At 72.3% G+C, this 18,942-nt stretch carries 13 protein-coding genes; 4 read left to right on the plus strand and 9 right to left on the minus strand.

Annotated features, from left to right (window positions below; genetic code table 11):
* Positions 1-42 precede the first annotated feature (42 nt).
* Both ACIP4Z_RS22925 and ACIP4Z_RS22930 read right to left on the minus strand, forming a co-directional pair.
* A complete protein-coding gene (locus tag ACIP4Z_RS22925; RefSeq protein ID WP_401310902.1) occupies positions 43-2,040 on the minus strand; it encodes a hypothetical protein in 1,998 nt (665 codons plus the stop codon).
* A gap of 244 nt (positions 2,041-2,284) precedes the next feature.
* Positions 2,285-3,907, minus strand: coding sequence for a hypothetical protein (locus tag ACIP4Z_RS22930; RefSeq protein ID WP_401310904.1), 1,623 nt, complete (start codon positions 3,905-3,907; stop codon positions 2,285-2,287).
* A gap of 337 nt (positions 3,908-4,244) precedes the next feature.
* On the opposite strand from ACIP4Z_RS22930, the gene ACIP4Z_RS22935 reads away from it, so the two are divergent.
* Complete coding sequence (locus tag ACIP4Z_RS22935; RefSeq protein WP_355345675.1) at positions 4,245-4,760, plus strand: hypothetical protein; 516 nt, start codon at positions 4,245-4,247, stop codon at positions 4,758-4,760.
* Positions 4,761-4,865: 105 nt separating this feature from the next.
* On the opposite strand, the gene ACIP4Z_RS22940 is transcribed toward ACIP4Z_RS22935, so the two are convergent.
* Entirely contained in the window at positions 4,866-6,302 is a 1,437-nt protein-coding gene (locus ACIP4Z_RS22940; RefSeq protein WP_401310907.1) for an MFS transporter, read from the minus strand.
* Between the two features lie 190 nt (positions 6,303-6,492).
* Here ACIP4Z_RS22940 and ACIP4Z_RS22945 point away from each other — a divergent pair, with 190 nt between their 5' ends.
* A complete protein-coding gene (locus ACIP4Z_RS22945; protein ID WP_401310910.1) occupies positions 6,493-7,182 on the plus strand; it encodes a TetR/AcrR family transcriptional regulator in 690 nt (229 codons plus the stop codon).
* Between the two features lie 21 nt (positions 7,183-7,203).
* On the opposite strand, the gene ACIP4Z_RS22950 is transcribed toward ACIP4Z_RS22945, so the two are convergent.
* The gene (locus ACIP4Z_RS22950) at positions 7,204-8,097 is read right to left on the minus strand and encodes a MurR/RpiR family transcriptional regulator (protein ID WP_355345666.1); all 894 of its coding nucleotides are present in this window, start codon (positions 8,095-8,097) and stop codon (positions 7,204-7,206) included.
* A gap of 89 nt (positions 8,098-8,186) precedes the next feature.
* Entirely contained in the window at positions 8,187-9,932 is a 1,746-nt protein-coding gene (locus ACIP4Z_RS22955) for a serine hydrolase (RefSeq protein ID WP_401310914.1), read from the minus strand.
* A 205-nt stretch (positions 9,933-10,137) separates the two neighbouring features.
* On the opposite strand from ACIP4Z_RS22955, the gene ACIP4Z_RS22960 reads away from it, so the two are divergent.
* Positions 10,138-11,346: a M20 family metallopeptidase gene (locus ACIP4Z_RS22960; protein ID WP_401310917.1), complete on the plus strand. Its 1,209-nt coding sequence runs from the start codon at positions 10,138-10,140 to the stop codon at positions 11,344-11,346.
* Between the two features lie 34 nt (positions 11,347-11,380).
* Here ACIP4Z_RS22960 and ACIP4Z_RS22965 read toward each other — a convergent pair whose 3' ends face one another.
* The 4 genes from ACIP4Z_RS22965 to ACIP4Z_RS22980 all read right to left on the minus strand — a co-directional run bounded on the left by ACIP4Z_RS22965 (position 11,381) and on the right by ACIP4Z_RS22980 (position 17,640).
* The gene (locus tag ACIP4Z_RS22965) at positions 11,381-11,533 is read right to left on the minus strand and encodes a hypothetical protein (protein WP_401310920.1); all 153 of its coding nucleotides are present in this window, start codon (positions 11,531-11,533) and stop codon (positions 11,381-11,383) included.
* A 111-nt stretch (positions 11,534-11,644) separates the two neighbouring features.
* Positions 11,645-14,854, minus strand: a complete 3,210-nt coding sequence (locus ACIP4Z_RS22970; protein WP_401310923.1) for a discoidin domain-containing protein — start codon at positions 14,852-14,854, stop codon at positions 11,645-11,647.
* A gap of 256 nt (positions 14,855-15,110) precedes the next feature.
* The gene (locus tag ACIP4Z_RS22975) at positions 15,111-15,635 is read right to left on the minus strand and encodes an AAA family ATPase (RefSeq protein WP_355345651.1); all 525 of its coding nucleotides are present in this window, start codon (positions 15,633-15,635) and stop codon (positions 15,111-15,113) included.
* Positions 15,636-15,756: 121 nt separating this feature from the next.
* Positions 15,757-17,640 (minus strand): LamG-like jellyroll fold domain-containing protein, encoded by a 1,884-nt coding sequence (locus tag ACIP4Z_RS22980; RefSeq protein ID WP_355345648.1) that lies wholly within the window; start codon positions 17,638-17,640, stop codon positions 15,757-15,759.
* Between the two features lie 303 nt (positions 17,641-17,943).
* Between ACIP4Z_RS22980 and ACIP4Z_RS22985 the strand changes: the two genes are divergently transcribed.
* Positions 17,944-18,939, plus strand: coding sequence for a pyridoxal-phosphate dependent enzyme (locus ACIP4Z_RS22985; protein ID WP_355345645.1), 996 nt, complete (start codon positions 17,944-17,946; stop codon positions 18,937-18,939).
* Positions 18,940-18,942 lie beyond the last annotated feature (3 nt).

The raw sequence follows: 18,942 nt of genomic DNA on the forward strand, positions 1-18,942 counted from the left end.
GAGCCGCCGCGCGGGCGGTCCGGGCAGGCCGTGGGTGACAACTCAGCGGACCGTGAAGGGGAGTTGGACGGTCTTGCCGTTCACCAGCACTTCGGCGGCCATGATGCCGACGGTCTTCGGGTCGCGCACGGTGAAGTCGAGCGCGAAGGTACCGTCGAGACCGATGACGCGCAGCACCGAGGAGTCGGAGCTCTGGGCGCCGTTGGCGCGGCGCCCGGACACGACGACCGTGGCGACGGGCGCGAAGTTCCGCCCGCTGACCAGTACGGAGGTGCCGACCGGTCCCGCGGCCGGACTGAGCGAGTAGGCGGGAGCGGGCGGGGCCGTGCTGCCGTTGACGGCGAAGGCGGCGGTCGCGGTGTGCCCGTTGATCAGCCACTCGTGCGCGTAGAGCGCCACCGTGGCCGGGTCGTTGACCGTGAAGGTCTGCGACCAGGTGCCGTCCAGGCCGATGATCTTGGTGGCGTAGCTGTCGGAGGTACGGGAACCGTCCGCCTTCAGCCCGTCGATCTCCACCGTGGCGACCGGCGCCCAGCCCTGGCCGACGACCGTGACCTTGGTGTGCGCGGGACCGGAGGCGGGGCTGAGCGTGATGAACGTCGTGGCGACGGACAGCGGCGCGAGGACGTGGATCGAGCCCGCGGTGACCTGCACCTGGTAGGAGCCCTTGGCGACGGATTTCGCCACGGTGACCGAGCCGGAGAGCTTTCCGTCGGAGGCGATGCTCAGGCTGCTCGACGAGACGGACGCGGTCGAGCACGCGGTGCCGTCCGCGGCGCAGAGCGCGGCGGTCGGGGTGGTGCCCGCGGGCCAGCCCGATCCGGTGAGCGTCGCCGCGTGGCCGGGAAGGACGGTCGGGGTGGTGGCGCTGAGCGTCACGGCGGTGGTGGTGACGGTGAACGGTACGGTGACGCTGGTCCCGGCCGTGCCGCTCTCGTCGGCGTAGACGGCCACCAGGTCGGCGCTGTCGATGGTGAAGTCGGTGCTGAACGTGCCGTCGGGCAGGCTCTGTACGTAGACCGCGTCGTCGAGGGCGTTCCCGGCGGCGTCGAGTCCCCAAATGTTGATCCACTGGTCCTGGCGGAAGTTGTGACCCACGACGGTGATCACCGTGCCGACCACGCCGTTGTTCTGGGACAGCGTCATCGTTCTCGGACCGGTGGGCGCGAACGCCTTGACCGTCAGTGGCGCGTTCGCGTGGGTCGTGCCGTCGTCGACCTGGATCTGATACGAGCCGTCGGCCACGGTGTTGGCGTCGGCGAGCGTCGCGGTGCCGGTGAGGATGCCCGAACTGTCGATGGCGAGGGTGTCGGACGTGAAGTCGGCCGGGTTGCAGCCCGCGCCGTTGGCGTCGCACAGCGACACCGTCGGAGTGCCGCCGGCCGTCCAGCCGCCGCCCGCGAGGTCGATCGCGGTGTGCGGCCGGACCACTCCGGTGGGCCCGGATAGCGAGGCGCCGCTGCCCGCTCCCTGCGCGGTGACCGTGCCGACCGGTCCGCCGCCCGCGGTGACCACGCAGGGCGTCTGGTACGTACCCCCGAGGACCACGGTGCTGGTGAGGGTACGGGTCGGCGTGAAGGTGATGGCCCCCGAGGCGTTGGCGGGCAGATAGATGTCACCCTCGTACGGGGGAACGACGACGGGCTGCCCCGAGGGGTAGTTCATGTTCACCGTGGGGCCGGTGACCGTCACGGTGCCGGTGGCGCCGCCGGACATCGCCAGGTCCATGGAGGGCGTGGTGGGCACATTGGACAGCGAGGTGCCGGGGATGGCGGGGCTGGCGCCGAGGGTGACGGTGACGTGCACCTTGCCGCCGGGGGTGACGACGGCCGGGGTGAGGGTCACCGTCATCGACTGCGGCCCGGTGGCGTCGCCCTGACCCGCCGGGAGCGTGCAGTGCACGGTCGGGTTGATGGTCGCGGCCTGGGCCGTCGTCGCGGAGGTCAGACCCGCGCCGATGAGGGCGAGCACCGCGACGGCGCCCGTGGCGATTCTCGCCCGCCAGCCCCGTCCGGGCCTGCGGTGGAAGGGTGGGAACATCTGCTGCGCCGCCTTTCGGGCATGGCAGACCCCTCCCTGAGCCTGGGCACGGGAGGGGTCCGGGAAGAGGGAGAAGGTCCGCGGGGTGGGGTCCCGGGGAATGAGTCCGCGGGGGATGAGCCCCGGGGGAGAAGGAGCGGGGGTCGGGTCCGGGCCGTTCCGCCCCCGGGAGATGGGCCCGGGGGAGGAACGGATCAGGAGGAGGGACGTCGGAGTCGGTTGGTGCGGAACGGGGACGTGGCGCTCAGGTGAGGGTGAGTGTGAGGATCGCGCTGTAGTCGCCGGGCGCCGTCACCGCGGGGAGCCGCAGGTCCATGTCGGCGTTGACCTTCACGGTGCCGCCGACGACCTTCTCGCCGCCGGCCGCGGTGAGTTGGCACAGTGTCGCCGCGGTGCTGCCCAGCGGGCCCGGCGTGCCCGGCGCGGGCGTGCCGACGCTCTGCGAGCTTCGGACGCAGTCGGGTGTCCAACGGACGGCCGAGGCGGGGATGGTGTTCTGACCCGAGGTCAGGTCGGTGAGCGTGCCGGTCAGGGACCAGCCGAGGTCGACGCCGCGGGAGTCCACGACGGTGACGGTGTTGAGCGCGCTGGTGGCGGTCTGGGACCGTCCGGTCAGGGGGATGGTGCCGAAGTCGACGGTGTCCCCGGACTGGGTCATCTGGAGATTGCCCGCGGTGACGGTGGCGCTGATCTTCTGGGTGGCCGTCGCGCCGCCGCTGTCGCCCACGGTGAACTTCGCGTTCACGTCGGAGCCTTCCGCACCGCTCTCGTCGGTGTGGATCGCGGTGGTGGCGGGGTCGTTGACGGTGAACTCGGCGGTGAAGGTGCCGTCGGGTGTGCTGACCGGGTACACGGCGTCGTCGGCGGTCTGGTTGCCGTCGGCGTCCACCCCCCAGACGTTGATGTACTGGTCCTGGTGGAAGTTGCGGCCGCTGACGGTCACCACGGTGCCGAGCGGGCCGTGGTCGGGCGAGAGCGTGACGCTGCGGGCGCCCGTGGGCACGAACGCCTTGACGGTGAGGTCGGCGGTGGCGTGCTTGGCGCCGTCGCTGACCTGGACCTGGTAGGTGCCGTCGGCGATCACGGACGACGCGGCCAGCGTCGCGCTCCCCGAGAGGGCGCCGGACGAGTCGATCGCGAGGGTGTCGGCGGTGAAGCGGGACGGGTCGCAGCCCAGTCCCTGCGCGTCGCACAGCGAGACCACGGGGGTGCCCCCCGCGGTGAATCCGCTGCCGCTCAGCGCGACCGAGGTGCTGGGACGTACGGCCGAGGCCGGGGCGGTGAGCGTGGTGGCCCCACCGCCGCCGCCCTGCACGGTGACCGTGCCGATGCCGCCGCTGCCCGAGACGATGTCACAGGGCGTCTGGAAGGTGCTGCCGAGCACCACCGTCTGCGTGTTCATCTTCAACGGCGTGAACGTCACCGGTCCCGACGCGTCCGAGGGGACGAAGAAGTCCCCTCCGTAGGGCGGGATGACGATCGGCGCGGGCGCCGCCGGGATGTCCACGGGAACGGTCGGGCCGGTCACCGAGACCGTCCCGGTCGCCCCGCCCGACATGGTGAAGTAGATGCTCGGCGTGGTCGGTACGGCGGACAGTGCGAGCGGGCTGGTCGCGGGCGAGGGTCCGAGGGTGACCTCGGCGTGCACTTTGCCGCCCGGCGCGACCGTGGCCGGGGTGAGGGTCACCGAGACGGACTGCGGCCCGGTGTTCTCACCCTGTCCGGCGGGCAGCACGCAGTGCACGGTCGGGGTGACCGTGTCCGCGTGCGCCGCGGGGGCGGCCAGCGTGCAGGCCGCGGCCAGGGCCAGAGCCGGCACCGCCGCCCGCGCGAGGCGCCGTAGAGAGAACTGCCCTGCATGATGCAACGCGTGCCTCCTGACTCCGGGACGCATACGTGTATATGACGGTGCGTCAGGTGCTGGTTCCAGGGCATTGCGACAGCGCGGGACGCAGAAGTCAATGCGAACCCGCCGGTAACCTCGCGGTGTGGGGCCGCCGTTCGCACCGGGCGACGCCGGCCGCGGGTCAAGCCGCGGGTCACGTCGTCCCGTGGCGCTTGACTCTTCAAGGTCATGGGGCTTCACTCCCGACCAGCGCGCCGGGCCGGACAGCGGGTAGTCACTCGACAACGGGATGTCAAGGGTGCCTGTGCGAGGTCGTCCCCCGGCGCACCCTCACCCTGCTTGATTGGAGTGCTTTGCCATGTCCAGATCCAAGCGCATGGGGACGATCGCCGTCCTCAGCGGCGGCGCACTGTTCGCCGGTCTGACCCTCGCCCCGCACGCGGTCGCCGTCACCCCGGCCACCGCCACCGCCAGCTACAACTGCGGCACCTGGGGCAGCGGGACGGCCACGCTGACCGCCACCGACTCCGGCGGCGTCAAGAAACTGAAACTGAGCTCCTCCACGATCACGGTCCCGGCCGGCACCACGGTGCCGCCGAACAGCATCACCACGACCATCAAGGTCAAGAAGAACGGCTCGACCGAGGTCGACTTCTCCGGCACCGTGAACCCCGCGATGACCGGCGCCGTCACCCTCGGCCCGCTCCCGCAGTCCACCGGCACGCTCGCCGCCGGTGACAAGACCGACTCCTGGGTGCTGTCCGGCACGCCGAGCGCCACCAACTGGTCGGTCAAGATCGTCACCACGTCGCCCTCGGTGACCACCGTCTACTGCATCGCCACCAGCGCCCAGTCCACCGCGTTCACCTGGTAGCGGTTCACCTCGTCGTACGGGATTCGCCCGGCGCGACCCGGTACGCGGCACGCACGGCGGGACCCCGCCCCCCAGGGAGCGGGGTCCTCGCGGCGGCCTGACCCGCTAGTGGCCGGTCTCCTCGGGGGCGCGCTTGGGCATCAGCGCGACCGCGGGCAGGCACAGCAGGCTGAGCCCCAGGACGACGGCGAGGCTGATCTTCATGGCGTGGCCGAGGCCGCCGCCCGCGGTCTGGAAGAAGACCGAGGTCACCGCGGCCGAACCGATACCGGCGGCGAGCTGCTGGATCGCCGAGAGCGAGCCGCTGGCGCTGCCCGCCTCGTCGGGGCTGATGTCGCCGAGCGCGATGTCGAAGATCGTGCCGTAACAGGCGCCCATGCCGAGCCCGGTGACGAAGATCGGCGCGGCCAGCGTCCACAGGCCCACGCCGGTGCCCGAGTGGGCGACCAGCGCGAGCAGCCAGCCGCCGCCCGCCAGCAGGATCGCGATGCCGACGAAGATCAGCGTGCGGCCGAGCTTCTTGATCAGCGCCATGCACGCGCCCGCGGCCACGATGATGCCGAGCGTCATCGGCAGCAGGGCGAGTGAAGCGGTGCGCGGCGAGGCGTGCAGGCCCTCCTGGATGAACAGGGACAGTACGTAGATCAGCCCGCTGGTGGTCGCGAAGACCACGAGCCCGACGACCAGTCCCGAGCTGAAGCCGCGGTTGCGCAGCAACGACGCCTTCAGCAGCGGGTCGGCCGCCGTGCTCTGGCGGCGGGCGAAGGCCGCGAAGGCCGCCACGCCCACGACGAGGGAGAGGACGGGAGTGGCCGTCCAGCCGTTGGTCGAGCCCTCGACCAGGCCGAAGAGCAGGCCGAACATGGTGACGGCGAGCAGACCCGAGCCGATCCCGTCCACGACGACCGCACGGTCCCCGTCGTCGTGCGGGAGCAGCCGGACCGCCAGGACCAGGCCGACCGCGCCGAGGACGAGGTTGATCAGGAAGATCGGCCGCCAGGACAGGCCGAAGAGGTCGGCGTCGATGATGAATCCGGCCAGGATCGGACCGCCGACCGAGGCCAGGCCGAGCAGCGGCCCGAAGAACGCGAACGCCTTGCCGAGCATGTCGCGCGAGAAGGTCTTGGTCATGATCGCCATGCCCTGCGGGATCATCAGGGCGCCGAAGGCCCCCTGCACCACACGGGCGGCGATCAGCAGTCCGGGATCGGGGGAGAGCCCGGCCACGGCGGAGGCGACGGTGAAGCCGCCCATGCCGATCAGGAACATCCGGCGCTGGCCGAATTTGTCGCCGAGCCGCCCGCCGATGACGAGCAGGACGCCCATGGCCAGCATGTAGGAGGAGCCCAGCCACTTGATCAGGCCCTGGCCGCCGTGCAGCTCGGCGCTGATGGTGGGCGCGGCGATGTTGGTGACGGTCGAGTCGATCATGTCCAGGGCGTCGGCGAGCAGCACCAGCCCCAGGATCGCCCACATCAGCCGGGCCGATGTGCTGGTGCCCGCGGGACGGGGCGCGGTCGAAGTCGTGGTCGCGGTGGTCATGGCGGGACCTCCTTCCCGGGTGACGTCGGGTGACGTCCGCTGTGACATTGCGTGATCGGACCGGTCTGTCCGACCACATCCACCACCGTACACGAACATGTTCGTTGCGAACGCGTTCAGGGCGAACATGTTCGTTCCAGGAGGCGTGATCACGCCATGGCCGGGCGAACGTGTTCGTTATGCTGAGGCGATGACGCCTGGGAAAGCCGCCCCCATCAGCCGCCGCGACCGGCCCGCCAAACCCGCGCTCTCCCGCGAGGGGATCGTCGGCACGGCGCTGGAGATCATGCGCGCCGAAGGGCTCGACCGCGTCACGATGCGCCGCCTCGCCCAGGAGCTGGACACCGGCCCGGCCTCGCTCTACGTCTACGTGAGCAACACCGCCGAGCTGCGCGCGTACATGCTCGACGACCTGCTCGCCGGACTCGACCTCGGCCCGGTGACCGCGCCCGGGGACTGGCGCGAGCGGCTGTTCACGCTCCTGTGGTCGTACGGCAGGGCCCTGATGGAGTACCCGGGGCTCGCCCAGTCCGCGCTGGTGACCAGGCCCGCGGGCCCCGGTTACCTACGGCTGGTCGACGGCCTGCTCGCGCTGCTGGCCGAAGGCGTCCCCGCGGAGCGGACCGCGTGGGCGGTGGACCTGCTGCTGCACTTCGCGACCTCCACCGCCACCGAACAGGGCACCCGCAGCGTGGCCGACGGCGCGGAGCAGGAGGAGAGCGACGCCGCGAACGCGATCCTCTCCGCCACGCCCGACACCTACCCCCACATCGCCGCCCTCGGCATGGACCTGCTGAGCGGCACCGGCACCGGCCGTCTGACCTGGGGATTCGACGTGCTGCTCAACGGCATCATCCACACGCCCCGGCCGTCGGCGTAGCAGGCGGCCTCACCCGCCCGGTCACGGCTCCGGCAGCCGATGGTCGCCGACCGCGTCGTACGTCTCCTTGAGCGCCTTGCGGGCGCTGTCCAGATGGTGCTGGGCGACGCCGATGAACAGGCAGTCGATCACGGTGAGCTGGGCGATACGGCTGGCGGTCGCGCCCGAGCGGAAGGTGGTCTCGGGGGCCACGGTCGTCAGGAGGTGATCGCTCACCGCGTGGATCGGCGAGCGCGGGAAGCTGGTCAGGGCGACGGTCGTCGCGCCGTGCTCGCGCGCCACCCGCAGCGCCTCGACGGTGTCGGCGGTCGCCCCGGTGTGGGAGAGGCCGATGGCCACGTCACCGGGGCTGAGCACCGCCGCCGAGGTGAGCATGATGTGGGTGTCGCTCCACGCGAAGCTCACCCGCCCGATCCGGTGCAGCTTCTGCTGGAGGTCGGCGGCGACCAGGGCGTTGGCGCCGACGCCGTAGATGTCGACGCGGCCCGCCGCCGCGACCGCCGCCACGACGCGGCGCAGCGTGTCGACGTCGAGCTGCCGCGCGGTCTCCTCGACGGCGCGCGCGTCGGCGAAGGCGACCTTGCCGACGACTTCCGACAGGTCGTCGGTCGGCGTGATGTCGCTGCCGAGGTGCCGGTCGTCGCGGGTCTCGGCGCGCGCGGCGTCCGCGGCCAGCGCGATCCGCAACTCCGGGTAGCCGCGCAGGCCCACGGAACGGCAGAAGCGGATGACCGTGGTCTCGCTCGTCGTCGCCGCCTCGGCCAGTTCGGTGATGCTGCTGCGCGCGGCGAGCGCCGGATTGGCCAGCACGGCCGCCGCCACGCGCCGCTCGGCCGGAGCGAGGTCCGGCAGCAGCGACCGGACGCGCGCCAAGGGACTCGCCTCGGGGGATTCGTTGTCGGAACCGGCTGACACGGGGGAAACGTATCCACCGTGATCGTCGGGGTCAACGTGGCCTCGGGCGAGCCCCGGCGCGGGTGAGCGCTCCGCGGCCGGCGGACGGATCAGTGCACGGTCCGCCAGGCGCCGGCCGGGGTGAGTCCCGCGGCCCGCAGGAGGTCGTGGTGGCCCGAGGTGACCGACAGCCCCGCGAGGTCGACGCCGCGGCCCTCGTAGACCGGGTCGGTGGCGTACGTCCAGCGGATCAGCGCACCGGCCGCGCCCCGGGGAAGCTCGGCGCGCACCCGCCACCAGGCGCGGACGTCCTGCCCCGACAGCGAGGTCGGGGCGCCGGACGGCGCGCCCTTGCCGGTCACCCGCAGCGGCAGCGGCTGCCAGGTCGTGCCGCCGTCCGTGGAGGACTCGACGGTGAGCAGGTCGGTGGACTCGGTGTTGACGAACGCCGAGAAGTCGATGTCGACCGGTGCCTTCGCGGTGATCGGTCCCGTGGTGAGGGTGCTGGTGGTGCCGCCGCCCTGCCCCGAGTACCACAACGGGCCGCCGCCGGGGGCCCGGACCGCGATCGCCTGCGCGAGCGCGGTGGCGATGGCCCGGCGCGGCGGATTGGTCGAGGGCGTGTTCCGCGTCGGGTGCACCCGGTTGCTGAGCAGGACGGCGAACGAACGCGACTGCGGGTCGATCACCAGCGAGGTGCCGGTGAAACCGGTGTGCCCGAGGGTGCGCGGACCCGACAGGCCGCCCATGTACCAGATCTGGTCCAGCTCGAAGCCCAGGCCGTGCGAGTCACCGGGGAACGCCTGGTTGAAGTTCTGCTCCATCAGCGTGACGCTGTTCCGGCTGAGGATCCGACGGCCCTTGTACGTACCGCCGTTGAGGATCGTCTGCGCCAGGACGGCCAGATCGTCCACGGTGGAGAAGACGCCCGCGTGGCCCGCGACGCCGCCCATGGCCCACGCGTTCTCGTCGTGCACCTGGCCGCGCACCATGCCGCGCGCGGGGCTGGTCTCGTACTCGGTCGCCGCGATCCTCGGCAGCTTCGCGGCCGACGGGTTGTAGCCGGTGTCGGTCAGCCGCAGCGGTTCCGTGATGCCGTCGCGCACCAGCGTGTCGAGCGGCTTGCCCGTCACCTTCTGCAACACCAGTTGCAGGCTCAGCATGTTCAGATCCGAGTACAGATACGTCGTCCCCGGCGCGTTGATCGGCTTCGCGTCGAGAATCGCCTTCTCGCGGGACGGCAGATCCGGGTAGCCCTGCCACAGGGAGGGGACCGGATCGGCGTCGAACCCCGAGGTGTGGGTGAGCAGTTGCTCGACGGTGACGGCGCCCTTGCCGTTGGTGGCGAACTCCGGCAGGTAGTGCGCCACCGGTGTGTCGAGGTCGATCCGGCCCGCTTCGAGCTGCTGCATGGCCACGATCGAGGTGAACAGCTTCGACAGCGAGGCCAGGTCGTAGATGGTGTCGGTACGCGCCGGGACCCGCTGGTCGGCCGGCAACTCGTGGGTGGCGTCGGCGTATTCGACCGCGTAACCGCCCGCGTCACGCTCCACCACCACGCCGTCGTGGGCCATCAGCGTGGTCGCGCCGGGGAAGAGGTGATTCGCACCCGAGGCGGGGTCCTCCCAGCCCGCCATCTGCCGCTCGAAGGCGTCGATCGGCGCCGCGTCCAGCCCGGCCGACCGCGGGGTGCCCCGGTGCAGGACGGTGTCCGCCGGGGCGAATCCGGAGTACGGCCGGTCGAATTGGCCGCTCCCGCCGTGCTGCGGGGCCGGGGTCGCGTCGGCGCTCCCGGCGAGTACGAGGGAGAGGGAGGCGAGCAGCGCCGCGGCTGCCGTCAGTGCAGGGGTCCGCATGGAAACCTCGTCTGTAGAGGCCGGCTGGATCGGGAGCAGTGGTCGGGAGCGGCAGGGAAGGGACGCCGGGGGAGTGGAAGGATTCCTACCGCATGGCAGCTGGCGTCGGTAAGTTACTCACGCCGCACGCGCGGGTCAACCATTCGACCGGTCAAGGCTGTCGGGCGCGACGAACCCCGCGCCGCCGTCCGGTACCCTCCCACGCATGCCATCAGCACTGGACAGCCAGGAGATCGGCAATATCGCGCAAGAGTTCGACAACGACCTGGTGCTGCTGCGCCGCGACATCCACCGCCACCCCGAGCCCGCGGGCGCCGAGGAACGTACGGCGGCGCTGGTCGCCGAACGGCTGCGGGCCGCGGGCCTCACGGTGACCACCGGCGTCGGCGGCCACGGCGTGGTCGCGGTGCTCGACGGCGCGGGACCGGGACCCACCCTCGCCTACCGCGCCGACATGGACGCGGTGGACGACGACGAGCTGGACGAGCTGTTCGAGAGCGACTTCGCCTCCCTCGTCCCCGGCACCGCGCACCTGTGCGGCCACGATCTGCACACGGCCGTCGGGGTCGGCGTCGCCCAGGTACTCGCCCGGCTGCGCGAGCGCTGGCACGGCCGGATCGTCTTCCTCTTCCAGCCTGCCGAGGAGACGCTGGCCGGAGCGCGGGCCATGATCGAGGACGGCGCCCTGGAACACACACCCCCGCGCGAGGTCTACGCGCTGCACTGCGGGCCGTTCCCGGTCGGCACCTTCGCGGTCATGCCCGGTCACGGACTGCCGGGACAGGACCATTTCCAGGTCGAGTTGACCGGCCCGGACGCCGCGTCCGACGCGCGCCGGATTCTCGACCTGGTGGACGGCCTGTCCACCGTCCGCCTCCCGCGCAACCCCGTGGAGTACGACCGCCTGCTGGCCGACCTCCGCGACCCCGACGGGCCGCTGGCGCGATTCGTCGTCACCTGGCCCGAGTTGACCGCGCTCGACGACGGCAGCCCGCTCGTCCGCGTCTCGCTGCGCGCCTGGCCCGACGGCCGCTACGCCGAGATCCGCGACACCGTACGCGCCGCGGTGGAACCGCTGCCGGGCGCCACGGCCGTCTTCGCGGACGAGCCGTTCCCCGCGATGGTCTGCTCGCCGGAACTGAGCGAGGCCGCGGCGCGGTACCTGCGCGGCGCGCTCGGTCCGGACGCGGTGGAGGTGCTGCACGCCTCCTTCCCCTTCAACGGCGAGGACTTCGCGCTCTTCCTGAACGGTGTGCCGGGCGCGATGTTCTACCTCGGCGTCGCCAATCCGGAGGCCGGGATGAACGGCGCCCCGCACGCACCGGACTTCGCGGCCGACGAGCGGGCGCTGGGGTTCGGCGTCCGCGGCATGGCCGGGTTCCTGCTCAGCCGCCTCGCGGCCGACGTGGCCTGAAGGCCCGCCCTACCCTCGGCGGGAGCGGGCCTCCTCATCGGCCGGACGCGGACGGCGTCCTGCCGGTGGCCGTCGCCGCGGGGCCGACACCGGTCCCGGTGACGGCCGCGACGCTCACGGTGCACGAGGTGCCCGGTGTGAGGGCGCCGACGACCACGGCTCCCGCCTGCTGCGCGTCGTCGTGCACTGAGCCTGACCTGATGTGACGTCAGCGGCCCCCGCGGCACTGCCGGTTCGGGGTGGCAGACCGGCCTGACCCGGTCTGCCGCCCCGAACCGGGGCTCTTGTCCGGCCGTGGTCAGGCCGGGACGACCTCCAGGCTCACCAGCCGCGCGTCCGTGTCGCGACCGCCGGACACGGCGAGCGCCACATAGCGTGCCGTCGTACGCGCCGCGAGCGTCGCCGCACGGCCGCGCCGCCGCAGCTCGCCCGCCGAGGTGTACGTCAGCCCGTCCGCGCTGAACTCGATGGCGGCGGACGGCACATGGCCGCCGGTCCAGGCGGTACGGATCTCCCGCACATCGACCGCCGCGCCGAGATCGACCACCATGCGGCCGCGCGCGGAGCCGGGCCGCCAGGACGTCGCCGGGTCGCCGTCCACGGCCGCGGCCGGATCCGACATGCCCGCGGGCAGCGGACCGGTCGGGAAGGTGTCGCAGCCGACCGCCACGTCCTCCAGGGGGTACGGCTTCGCGCCGCGCACGGTGACCTGCGCGGTCCTGCCCGGCTGGACATCGACCTGGGCGCGGGCGCCCGACGGCGCCGTGACCAGCAGACGGGCGCGCGGACCGCTCACCCGTACGGTCGCGGCGTCCACGACCTCCACCCGCAGACCGGTGGGCACCGAACCGCCCGCACGCGACGTCAGGGTGAAGCGGGCCGGGACGACCGCCGCGCTCGCGGCCGTCAACTCGGCGGCGACATCGGTGCCGTCCGCGGTGACGTGCTGCGTTCCCGCGTAGAGCGTGAGACGGGACCGGCTCTGCGGCACCGACACCGTGGTGGCGACGGAGCCGGCGGAGAGGTTGAACAGGCTCAAGTGCCCGCCCGCCGTACTGGCCTTGACCGCCGCGTCGCGCGCCCGGGGCGCGGGCCGCGCGGCGGCGGCCTTCACCGCGCGCGGGTCGCCCGACGGCAGCCCCTCCACCAGCAACGGCTCGGCGGGACCGTCGGAGAGCACCACCAGATCGCCGTACACCGACAGCGGGTTGGCGGCGCCGCGCACCACCAGCCCCGCCCGGCCGTCCACCGACAGCCAGCCGCCGCGGCTGGACAGGTCCGCGCTCGGGAAGCGGAGCAGATCGGTCCAGGTCTTCCCGTCCGCCGAGCCCTGCACGCGGTACGCGCGCGCCGCCGCCGTCTCCCAGCGCAGCGTCACACGGTCGAAGGCACTGGCGGCGCCGAGGTCCACGGTCAGCCAACTGTCCGCGCGCCCGCGGTCCGAGACCGCGACCGCCCACCGGGTCGTCGCATTGCCGTCCACGGCCAGCGCCGCACCCTTGCCGGAGTCGGCGGACGACGCGGTGGCCGTCCTGCCCTGGGCCAGATCCGGACCGCTCGCGCCGTCACGGACCTCGAAGGCGTACAGCGAGTAGCCGTACGTGGTGTGGCCCGCGACGCCCTGCATGCGCACGTACCGCCACGAACCGCTGGGCACGGTCAGCTCGTCCACCCGCGGCCCGGGACCGACACCGGCGTTGCCGCTGTCCTGCGAGGCGACCTTCGCGCTGCCCTCGGCCGCGGTGTACGTACGGCTGCCGACGAGCCCCGCGACACCCGGCATCGTCAGATTCTGCACCCGCAGCGAGCCCTCGCCCGACGCCGTACCGCTGGTCGCGTAGACCACCGCGCCGGACGGCAGAGTGGTGAAGCCCGCGGTGCCCGAGTCCAGGGTCAGCACGGTCGCGGTCGCGTCGAAGCCGTCGCGCACCTCCCGGTACGTCGTCACCGACCGCTTGAGCACCTTCGCCGCCGTCGCGGGCAGGAACATCGGCGTCGTGCCGCTGAGCGCGAACAGCCAGTCGTCGTGGGCGGGTTGCCAGCCGAACTTCACAAAGCCCGGCTTGCTGACCGCCGCCGCCCAGGCCGCCGGGGTCTGCTGCGCGACCAGGCCGGGGCCGGTGCCGAAGTCCTTGACGCCGGAGGCGCGCGCGAACATCTCCGCGTCCGACAGCGGCTTGACGATCCCGCCGTGCGCCGCCCGCCACTCGTGCAGCAGATAGCTGATCGCCACCTCGGCGCGCGCCTCGGGCTCGTACTTCGGCTCACCGGAGAACTTCGCCAGCCGGTACAGCGGCGCGTACGCCTGGTACGGCGCCAGCCGCGCCGCCATCGCGGCCTCGCCCCACGCCGCCGTACGGTCCCCGGCGACCTGCGCGAGGAACGCCAGCGGGATCACGTCACGGCCGTAGAGGTGCTCGCGGTCGGCGACCATCGGCATCAGCGGCTCGCCCGCGTCGCTCATCACCATCAGCAGCGTGCGCCACAACTGCTTGGCGTTCGGCTGCTCGGTGAGCACCTGCGGCAGCGGACGGCCCGCGGTGATGAAGTGCACGGCGTTACGGCCCGAGGTGCGCCACAACTCCTGCTGGTAGTGCGGTCCGAAGGAGCCGTGGTTCTCCACGATGAAGGAGTCGTACAGATTCGTCGCGGTGTTCGCGCTGACCGCGACGCCGTCCACCACGGTCGGGTTGGCCAGGTCGGCGGCCGGGAGCCCCGTCTCGTTCCGGCTCCAACGGCCGTACGCGGCGCTCCAGTCGGCATACCTCGGATCGTCGCTGGCCCAGGCCAGACCCGGCGCCAGGGACTGGGCGTAGACGCCCATCTCCTCCAGCTTGGTGTCCCCGACGAAGCCGCCCTTGAGCCCGTTCGGCGTCCAACTGCCGGACGCTGGGTCGTTGGCGGTGCCCAACGCCGTGGTGTACGCGGCCTGTTCGCGCACGATCGTGTCGACGTGACCTCGCGTCACCGCGTCCAACTGGTCCCAGAGCAGGTGCGCCGCGAGCACGAAGTAGAGCTGGAAGGTCGTGTCGAAGAAGAGGGTGCGGCCCCACTCGGTGCCGCCCGTCAGGCGGTTGGACGCGGCGAAGTGCTTGACGGTGGCCAGTGTGTGCGCCCGCAGCGTCTCCTTGTCGATGCCCGCGCTCGTGGCGTCGTACGTACCGCGGGTCAGCAGCACCGCGTTGCCGAGGACGACCACGAAGTTGTAGTCGGTCCCCGTGTAGTAGCCCTTCGAAGCGTCCCACTGGGTCTCGGCCCAGCGGGTGTGGGTCAGCAGCGCCTGGTAGTAGGCGGCGGCGACATCGTCGTCGGGAGCGTGGCCAGGACCGTGCCCTGCGCCGCCGGGCCGGCCCGCGGGCGCGGCGTCCGCGGAGGCGGCGCCGATCGACAGCGGCGTGGCGACGGCCAGGGAGGTGAGCGCGGCGAGCTGGGCGAAGCGCCGTCTGCCCAGTCCGGCGGGGTCGTGGGTCACGGCAGATCTCCTCTTGCGTTTAGACAACGTTGTCATAGGCTGCCGGGCCATTCTTTGCGGTCGTGGACGCGGCCGTCAAGGTCTGGGGAGACGGCAAAGCGGACGGACCGCGGCCGGTGACCGGGCGGACTGTGGCCGGTGGGAGGCGCGGTGCGCGCGGGCTGCGGGATGCGAGGGACGGGCGGCCGGGGGAGGCGCGGGGCACGTCCGGAACCCGGCCCAGCCGTCGGTCGCGGGGGTACCGGGGTTCGGCACGCGGCCATCGGGCCGACGAGCCCGCCAGGTCACCGCGTCACGGGCGCACGGTGCGCAGCCACGCCTCGGCCCGACGCGGCGAGGGGAAACGGAACACCTGGAGGTGCGCGAAGCGGGGGTCCTGGCCGCGCCCGCCGATGTCCGCGCGCCGGGCGGCGTGCTGGGACCAGGCCCACCACGCCGGGTGTTCGCCGCTGAACCAGCCCGACACGGTCTCCACATTGCCGCCGAAGACCCGCTCCCGGCGCAGCGTCCTGCTCAGCGACCGGCGCAGGACGCGCGGCATGATCACCGCTCGCGGGTAGTCGAGCCAGACCACCGTGTCCGCGCGCGTCCACAGCAGGTCCCGTACCTCCGGGTAGCCGAAGGAGTCGACGATCCACTCGGGGCCGGCCGCGAGGTCGGCGACCTTCCGCTCGAACTCCGGGTCGGTGGCCCAGTCGGGGCCCGAGAACCGCAGGGCGTCCATCTCGTGGAAGGGCAGGCGGAGCCGCTCGGCGAGGGCCCGCGCCATGGTGGTCTTGCCCGCTCCGGTGATGCCTGCGACGAGGATGCGTTTCACCGCCCGAGGCTAACGGCTGCTCGGGCGGTGGGGTCCCGGTCCGGGTCCGATCGAAAGTGAGGTCCGGGGCCGGGGGACGGGTGCGGTCGGGTCGGGACCCGCCCCCCGGCGGCTGTGTCCGTCAGGCGTTCATGAACTCGCGCGGGGCCAGCGCCCGTTCGGCGATCCGGACGTCACCGATCCAGCCGCGCATGACCTGGTCCGGCTTGCCGCCGTCCGCGTGACCGCCGATCATCCACGGCAGATTGAGCGAGGTCAGGCCGTTGTTGCGGGTGGACGGATTGCGGACGACCGGGCAGCCGTCGACGTACATCGTGGTCTGTCGGCCGTTGTTGACGACGGCGACGTGCCACCACACGTTGATCGGCAGGTAGTGGCCCCAGTTGGTGGTCGACGTCGTGAGGTTCAACGGGTAGACGTTCCACTGGAGTTCGGCGCCGCCGGACAGGCTGAGGGTGACGATCGGCTCGGTCTCGGAGTAACCCGTCTTGCCCGCCTGGCCGCTGGTGCCCCAGCGGCTCAGCAGCGCCGACCAGCCGTTGCGGTTGCCGTCCCAGTCGGCGGGCAGCTTGAAGAACGCCTCGAAGGTGTACGCCGAGCGGAAGGTGGCCGCGTTCAGCGGCGCCCTGTCCACGGTCTGGAGGTAGGCGCCGTGCGGCCCGCCGCTGTCCCTGTCGCCGCCGAAGTAGAGGCTGGCGTGGCCGGGCTGGTCCGGGTGGTGGTCGGCCGACCAGGTCAGCGCCGCGTCCGTGGCGCCGGGCAGCGCGACCTTGGTGAGGTCGTTGCCGCGCCCCGACAGGTCGACGATCCGGTCGGTGCCGTGCGAGCCGTCGAACCGCCAGTACGCCAGGGTGCCGGGGACGAGCATCCGGTTGACGGGCCGTGCGGGCCGCGGGGTGGCCGGGGCGAAGCCCGAGAAGCGCTGCTCGAAGTCGATGTCGAGCGAGAACCGGTCCTGCGGTCCCGTCAGTTCGATCTCCTGCCGCTCCAGCTCGTTGAGGCTGTCGGCGGCCTTGCCGAGGATCCACGGGGAGATCGTCTCGACGTCGATGGTGTCGCGCGCCAGGTCGAAGCGGTAGAGCCGGATCATCGCGGCGCCGCCGTAGTACCGGTCCTGGTAGTTGGTGATGTGCAGATGCGTGTCGTGCCCGGCGGCGTTCTTCTTCACCGTGCGGGCGGGCGGCCAGAAGTGACCGTTGAGCGTGAGGAAGATCTGGTCGTTGCCGTCGATCAGGTCGGCCCACAACTGCTGCCCGAAGTCGGACAGTTCGGCCTCGTCGCCGTACGTGTCGGCGCCGACGATCTCGTGCGTGGTGAGGATGACCGGGGACTTCGGGTGCGCGGCGATGACCTTCTTCGCCCACGCGACGCCCGCGGCCGACGGCCGCCAGTCGAGGGCCAGCACCAGCCACTCCCGGCCCGCGGCCCGGAAGGTGTGGAAGGTGTTGTAGCCGTCGGGGCTCGCGCCGCCGAAGGAGCGCGCCTTGCGGAACCGCCGCGGTCCGAAGTGGTCGAGGTACGGCGTGTTCCCGCGCTGGTCGTCCTTGCCGGGGATGTCGTGGTTGCCCGCCAGCACGCTGTACGGCACCTGGTGGTCGTCCAGGATCTTGAACGCCTTGCTGATGGAGGCGAATTCGCCCGCCTTGCCGTTCTGGGTGAGGTCGCCCAGGTGGGCCATGAAGACGATGTTCTCGTCCTTGCCGTTCGCCAGCAGATAGCGGAAGGCCGCCTCGACCGGCGCCGGGTACAGGGCGTCACCGTCGAACATGTACTGCGTGTCCGGCATCACCACGACGGTGAAGCGCTGGTCGTCGGTGTCGGGCCGCCACGGCCCGCCGAACCCCGGAAGCCCGGCGGTTCCGGCCGTCCCCGGCGTACTGGCCGACGCGGGTCCCGCGGCCGACAGACCGGCCACCGCGGCTCCGGCGAGTCCGGCTCCGACGAGCAACGATCGGCGGCTCGCGCCGGGCAGGGGTCCCTCGGGCTGGTGCTGCGGACTGCACATGGGCGTCTCTCATTCGTCTGCGCTGTTGTTCGGTTCATCGGTCGTCGCCGTGGGGCAGCACGGAACCTGTGAGGGGTCCCCGAGAGGTCGACGGGGCAGGTCCGGCCGGCAGAAGCCGACGCTACGGACCGAGATGACAGCCCCAGCCAACGCGCGACGAAGCGCACATGAACGCCTTGCCGGAATCACCCACTCCGGGCGCGCCCCCGGCCCGTGCACCGCCGCCGCGCAGGCCGCGGGACCGTAACGTCCGAGGTCCGGCCACCCGCGAGGCGCCCGAGGAGCACGGCGTAGGGTGCGGTGGTGACCTCAACCCACCGCCCCCCGACCGCCGCCGCGCCGGTCACGCTGGCCGACGTCCGCGACGCCGCCGCCCGCATCGACGGCGTCGCGCACCGTACGCCCGTCCTGCGCTCGCGCACCCTGGACGACCTCGTCGGCGCCGAGGTCCATCTCAAGTGCGAGAACTTCCAGCGCGTCGGCGCGTTCAAATTCCGCGGCGCGTACAACGCCGCGTCCCGGCTCACGCCCGAGCAGTTGGCCAAGGGCATCGCCGCGTACTCCTCCGGCAACCACGCGCAGGCCGTCGCGCTCTCCGCGCGGGAGCTGGGCAGCACCGCGGTGATCGTGATGCCCGAGGACACCCCGCGCTCCAAGCGGGAGGCCACCGAGGGCTACGGCGCGGAGGTCGTCACCTACGACCGGTATACGGGCGACCGGGTCGCCATCGGCGAGGCGCTGGCCGCCGACCGCGGCCTCACCCTGATCCCGCCGTACGACCACCCGCACGTCATCGCGGGGCAGGGCACCGCCGCCCTGGAACTCCTCGACGAGGCAGGGCCGTTGGACGCCCTCGTGGTGCCGGTCGGCGGCGGGGGACTCCTCGCGGGAAGCGCGACCGCCGTCAAGGGGCTGGACAGCGCCATCCGGATGATCGGCGTCGAACCGGCGGCGGGCGACGACACCAAGCGCTCGCTGGAGGCGGGCGAGCGTGTCGCCATCCCCGTCCCGCGCACGATCGCCGACGGGCAAGCGGCCTCCGTCCCCGGCGAGTTGACCTTCTCCATCAACCGGCGGCTGGTGGACGACATCGTCCTGGTCACCGAGGACGCCATCCGCGAGGCGATGCGCTTCGCCTTCGAACGCCTGAAGATCGTCCTCGAACCCAGCGGCGCCACGCCCCTGGCCGCCCTGCTCTCCGCCCGCGTCACCCCCCTTCCGCCCCGCGTCGGCCTGATCCTGTCCGGCGGCAACATCGACACCGCGCGCTTCGCGGAGCTGTGCGGTGGCGCGGGCTAGCGG

The sequence above is a fragment of the Streptomyces sp. NPDC088910 genome (genome assembly GCF_044749865.1).
Taxonomy (GTDB): domain Bacteria; phylum Actinomycetota; class Actinomycetes; order Streptomycetales; family Streptomycetaceae; genus Actinacidiphila.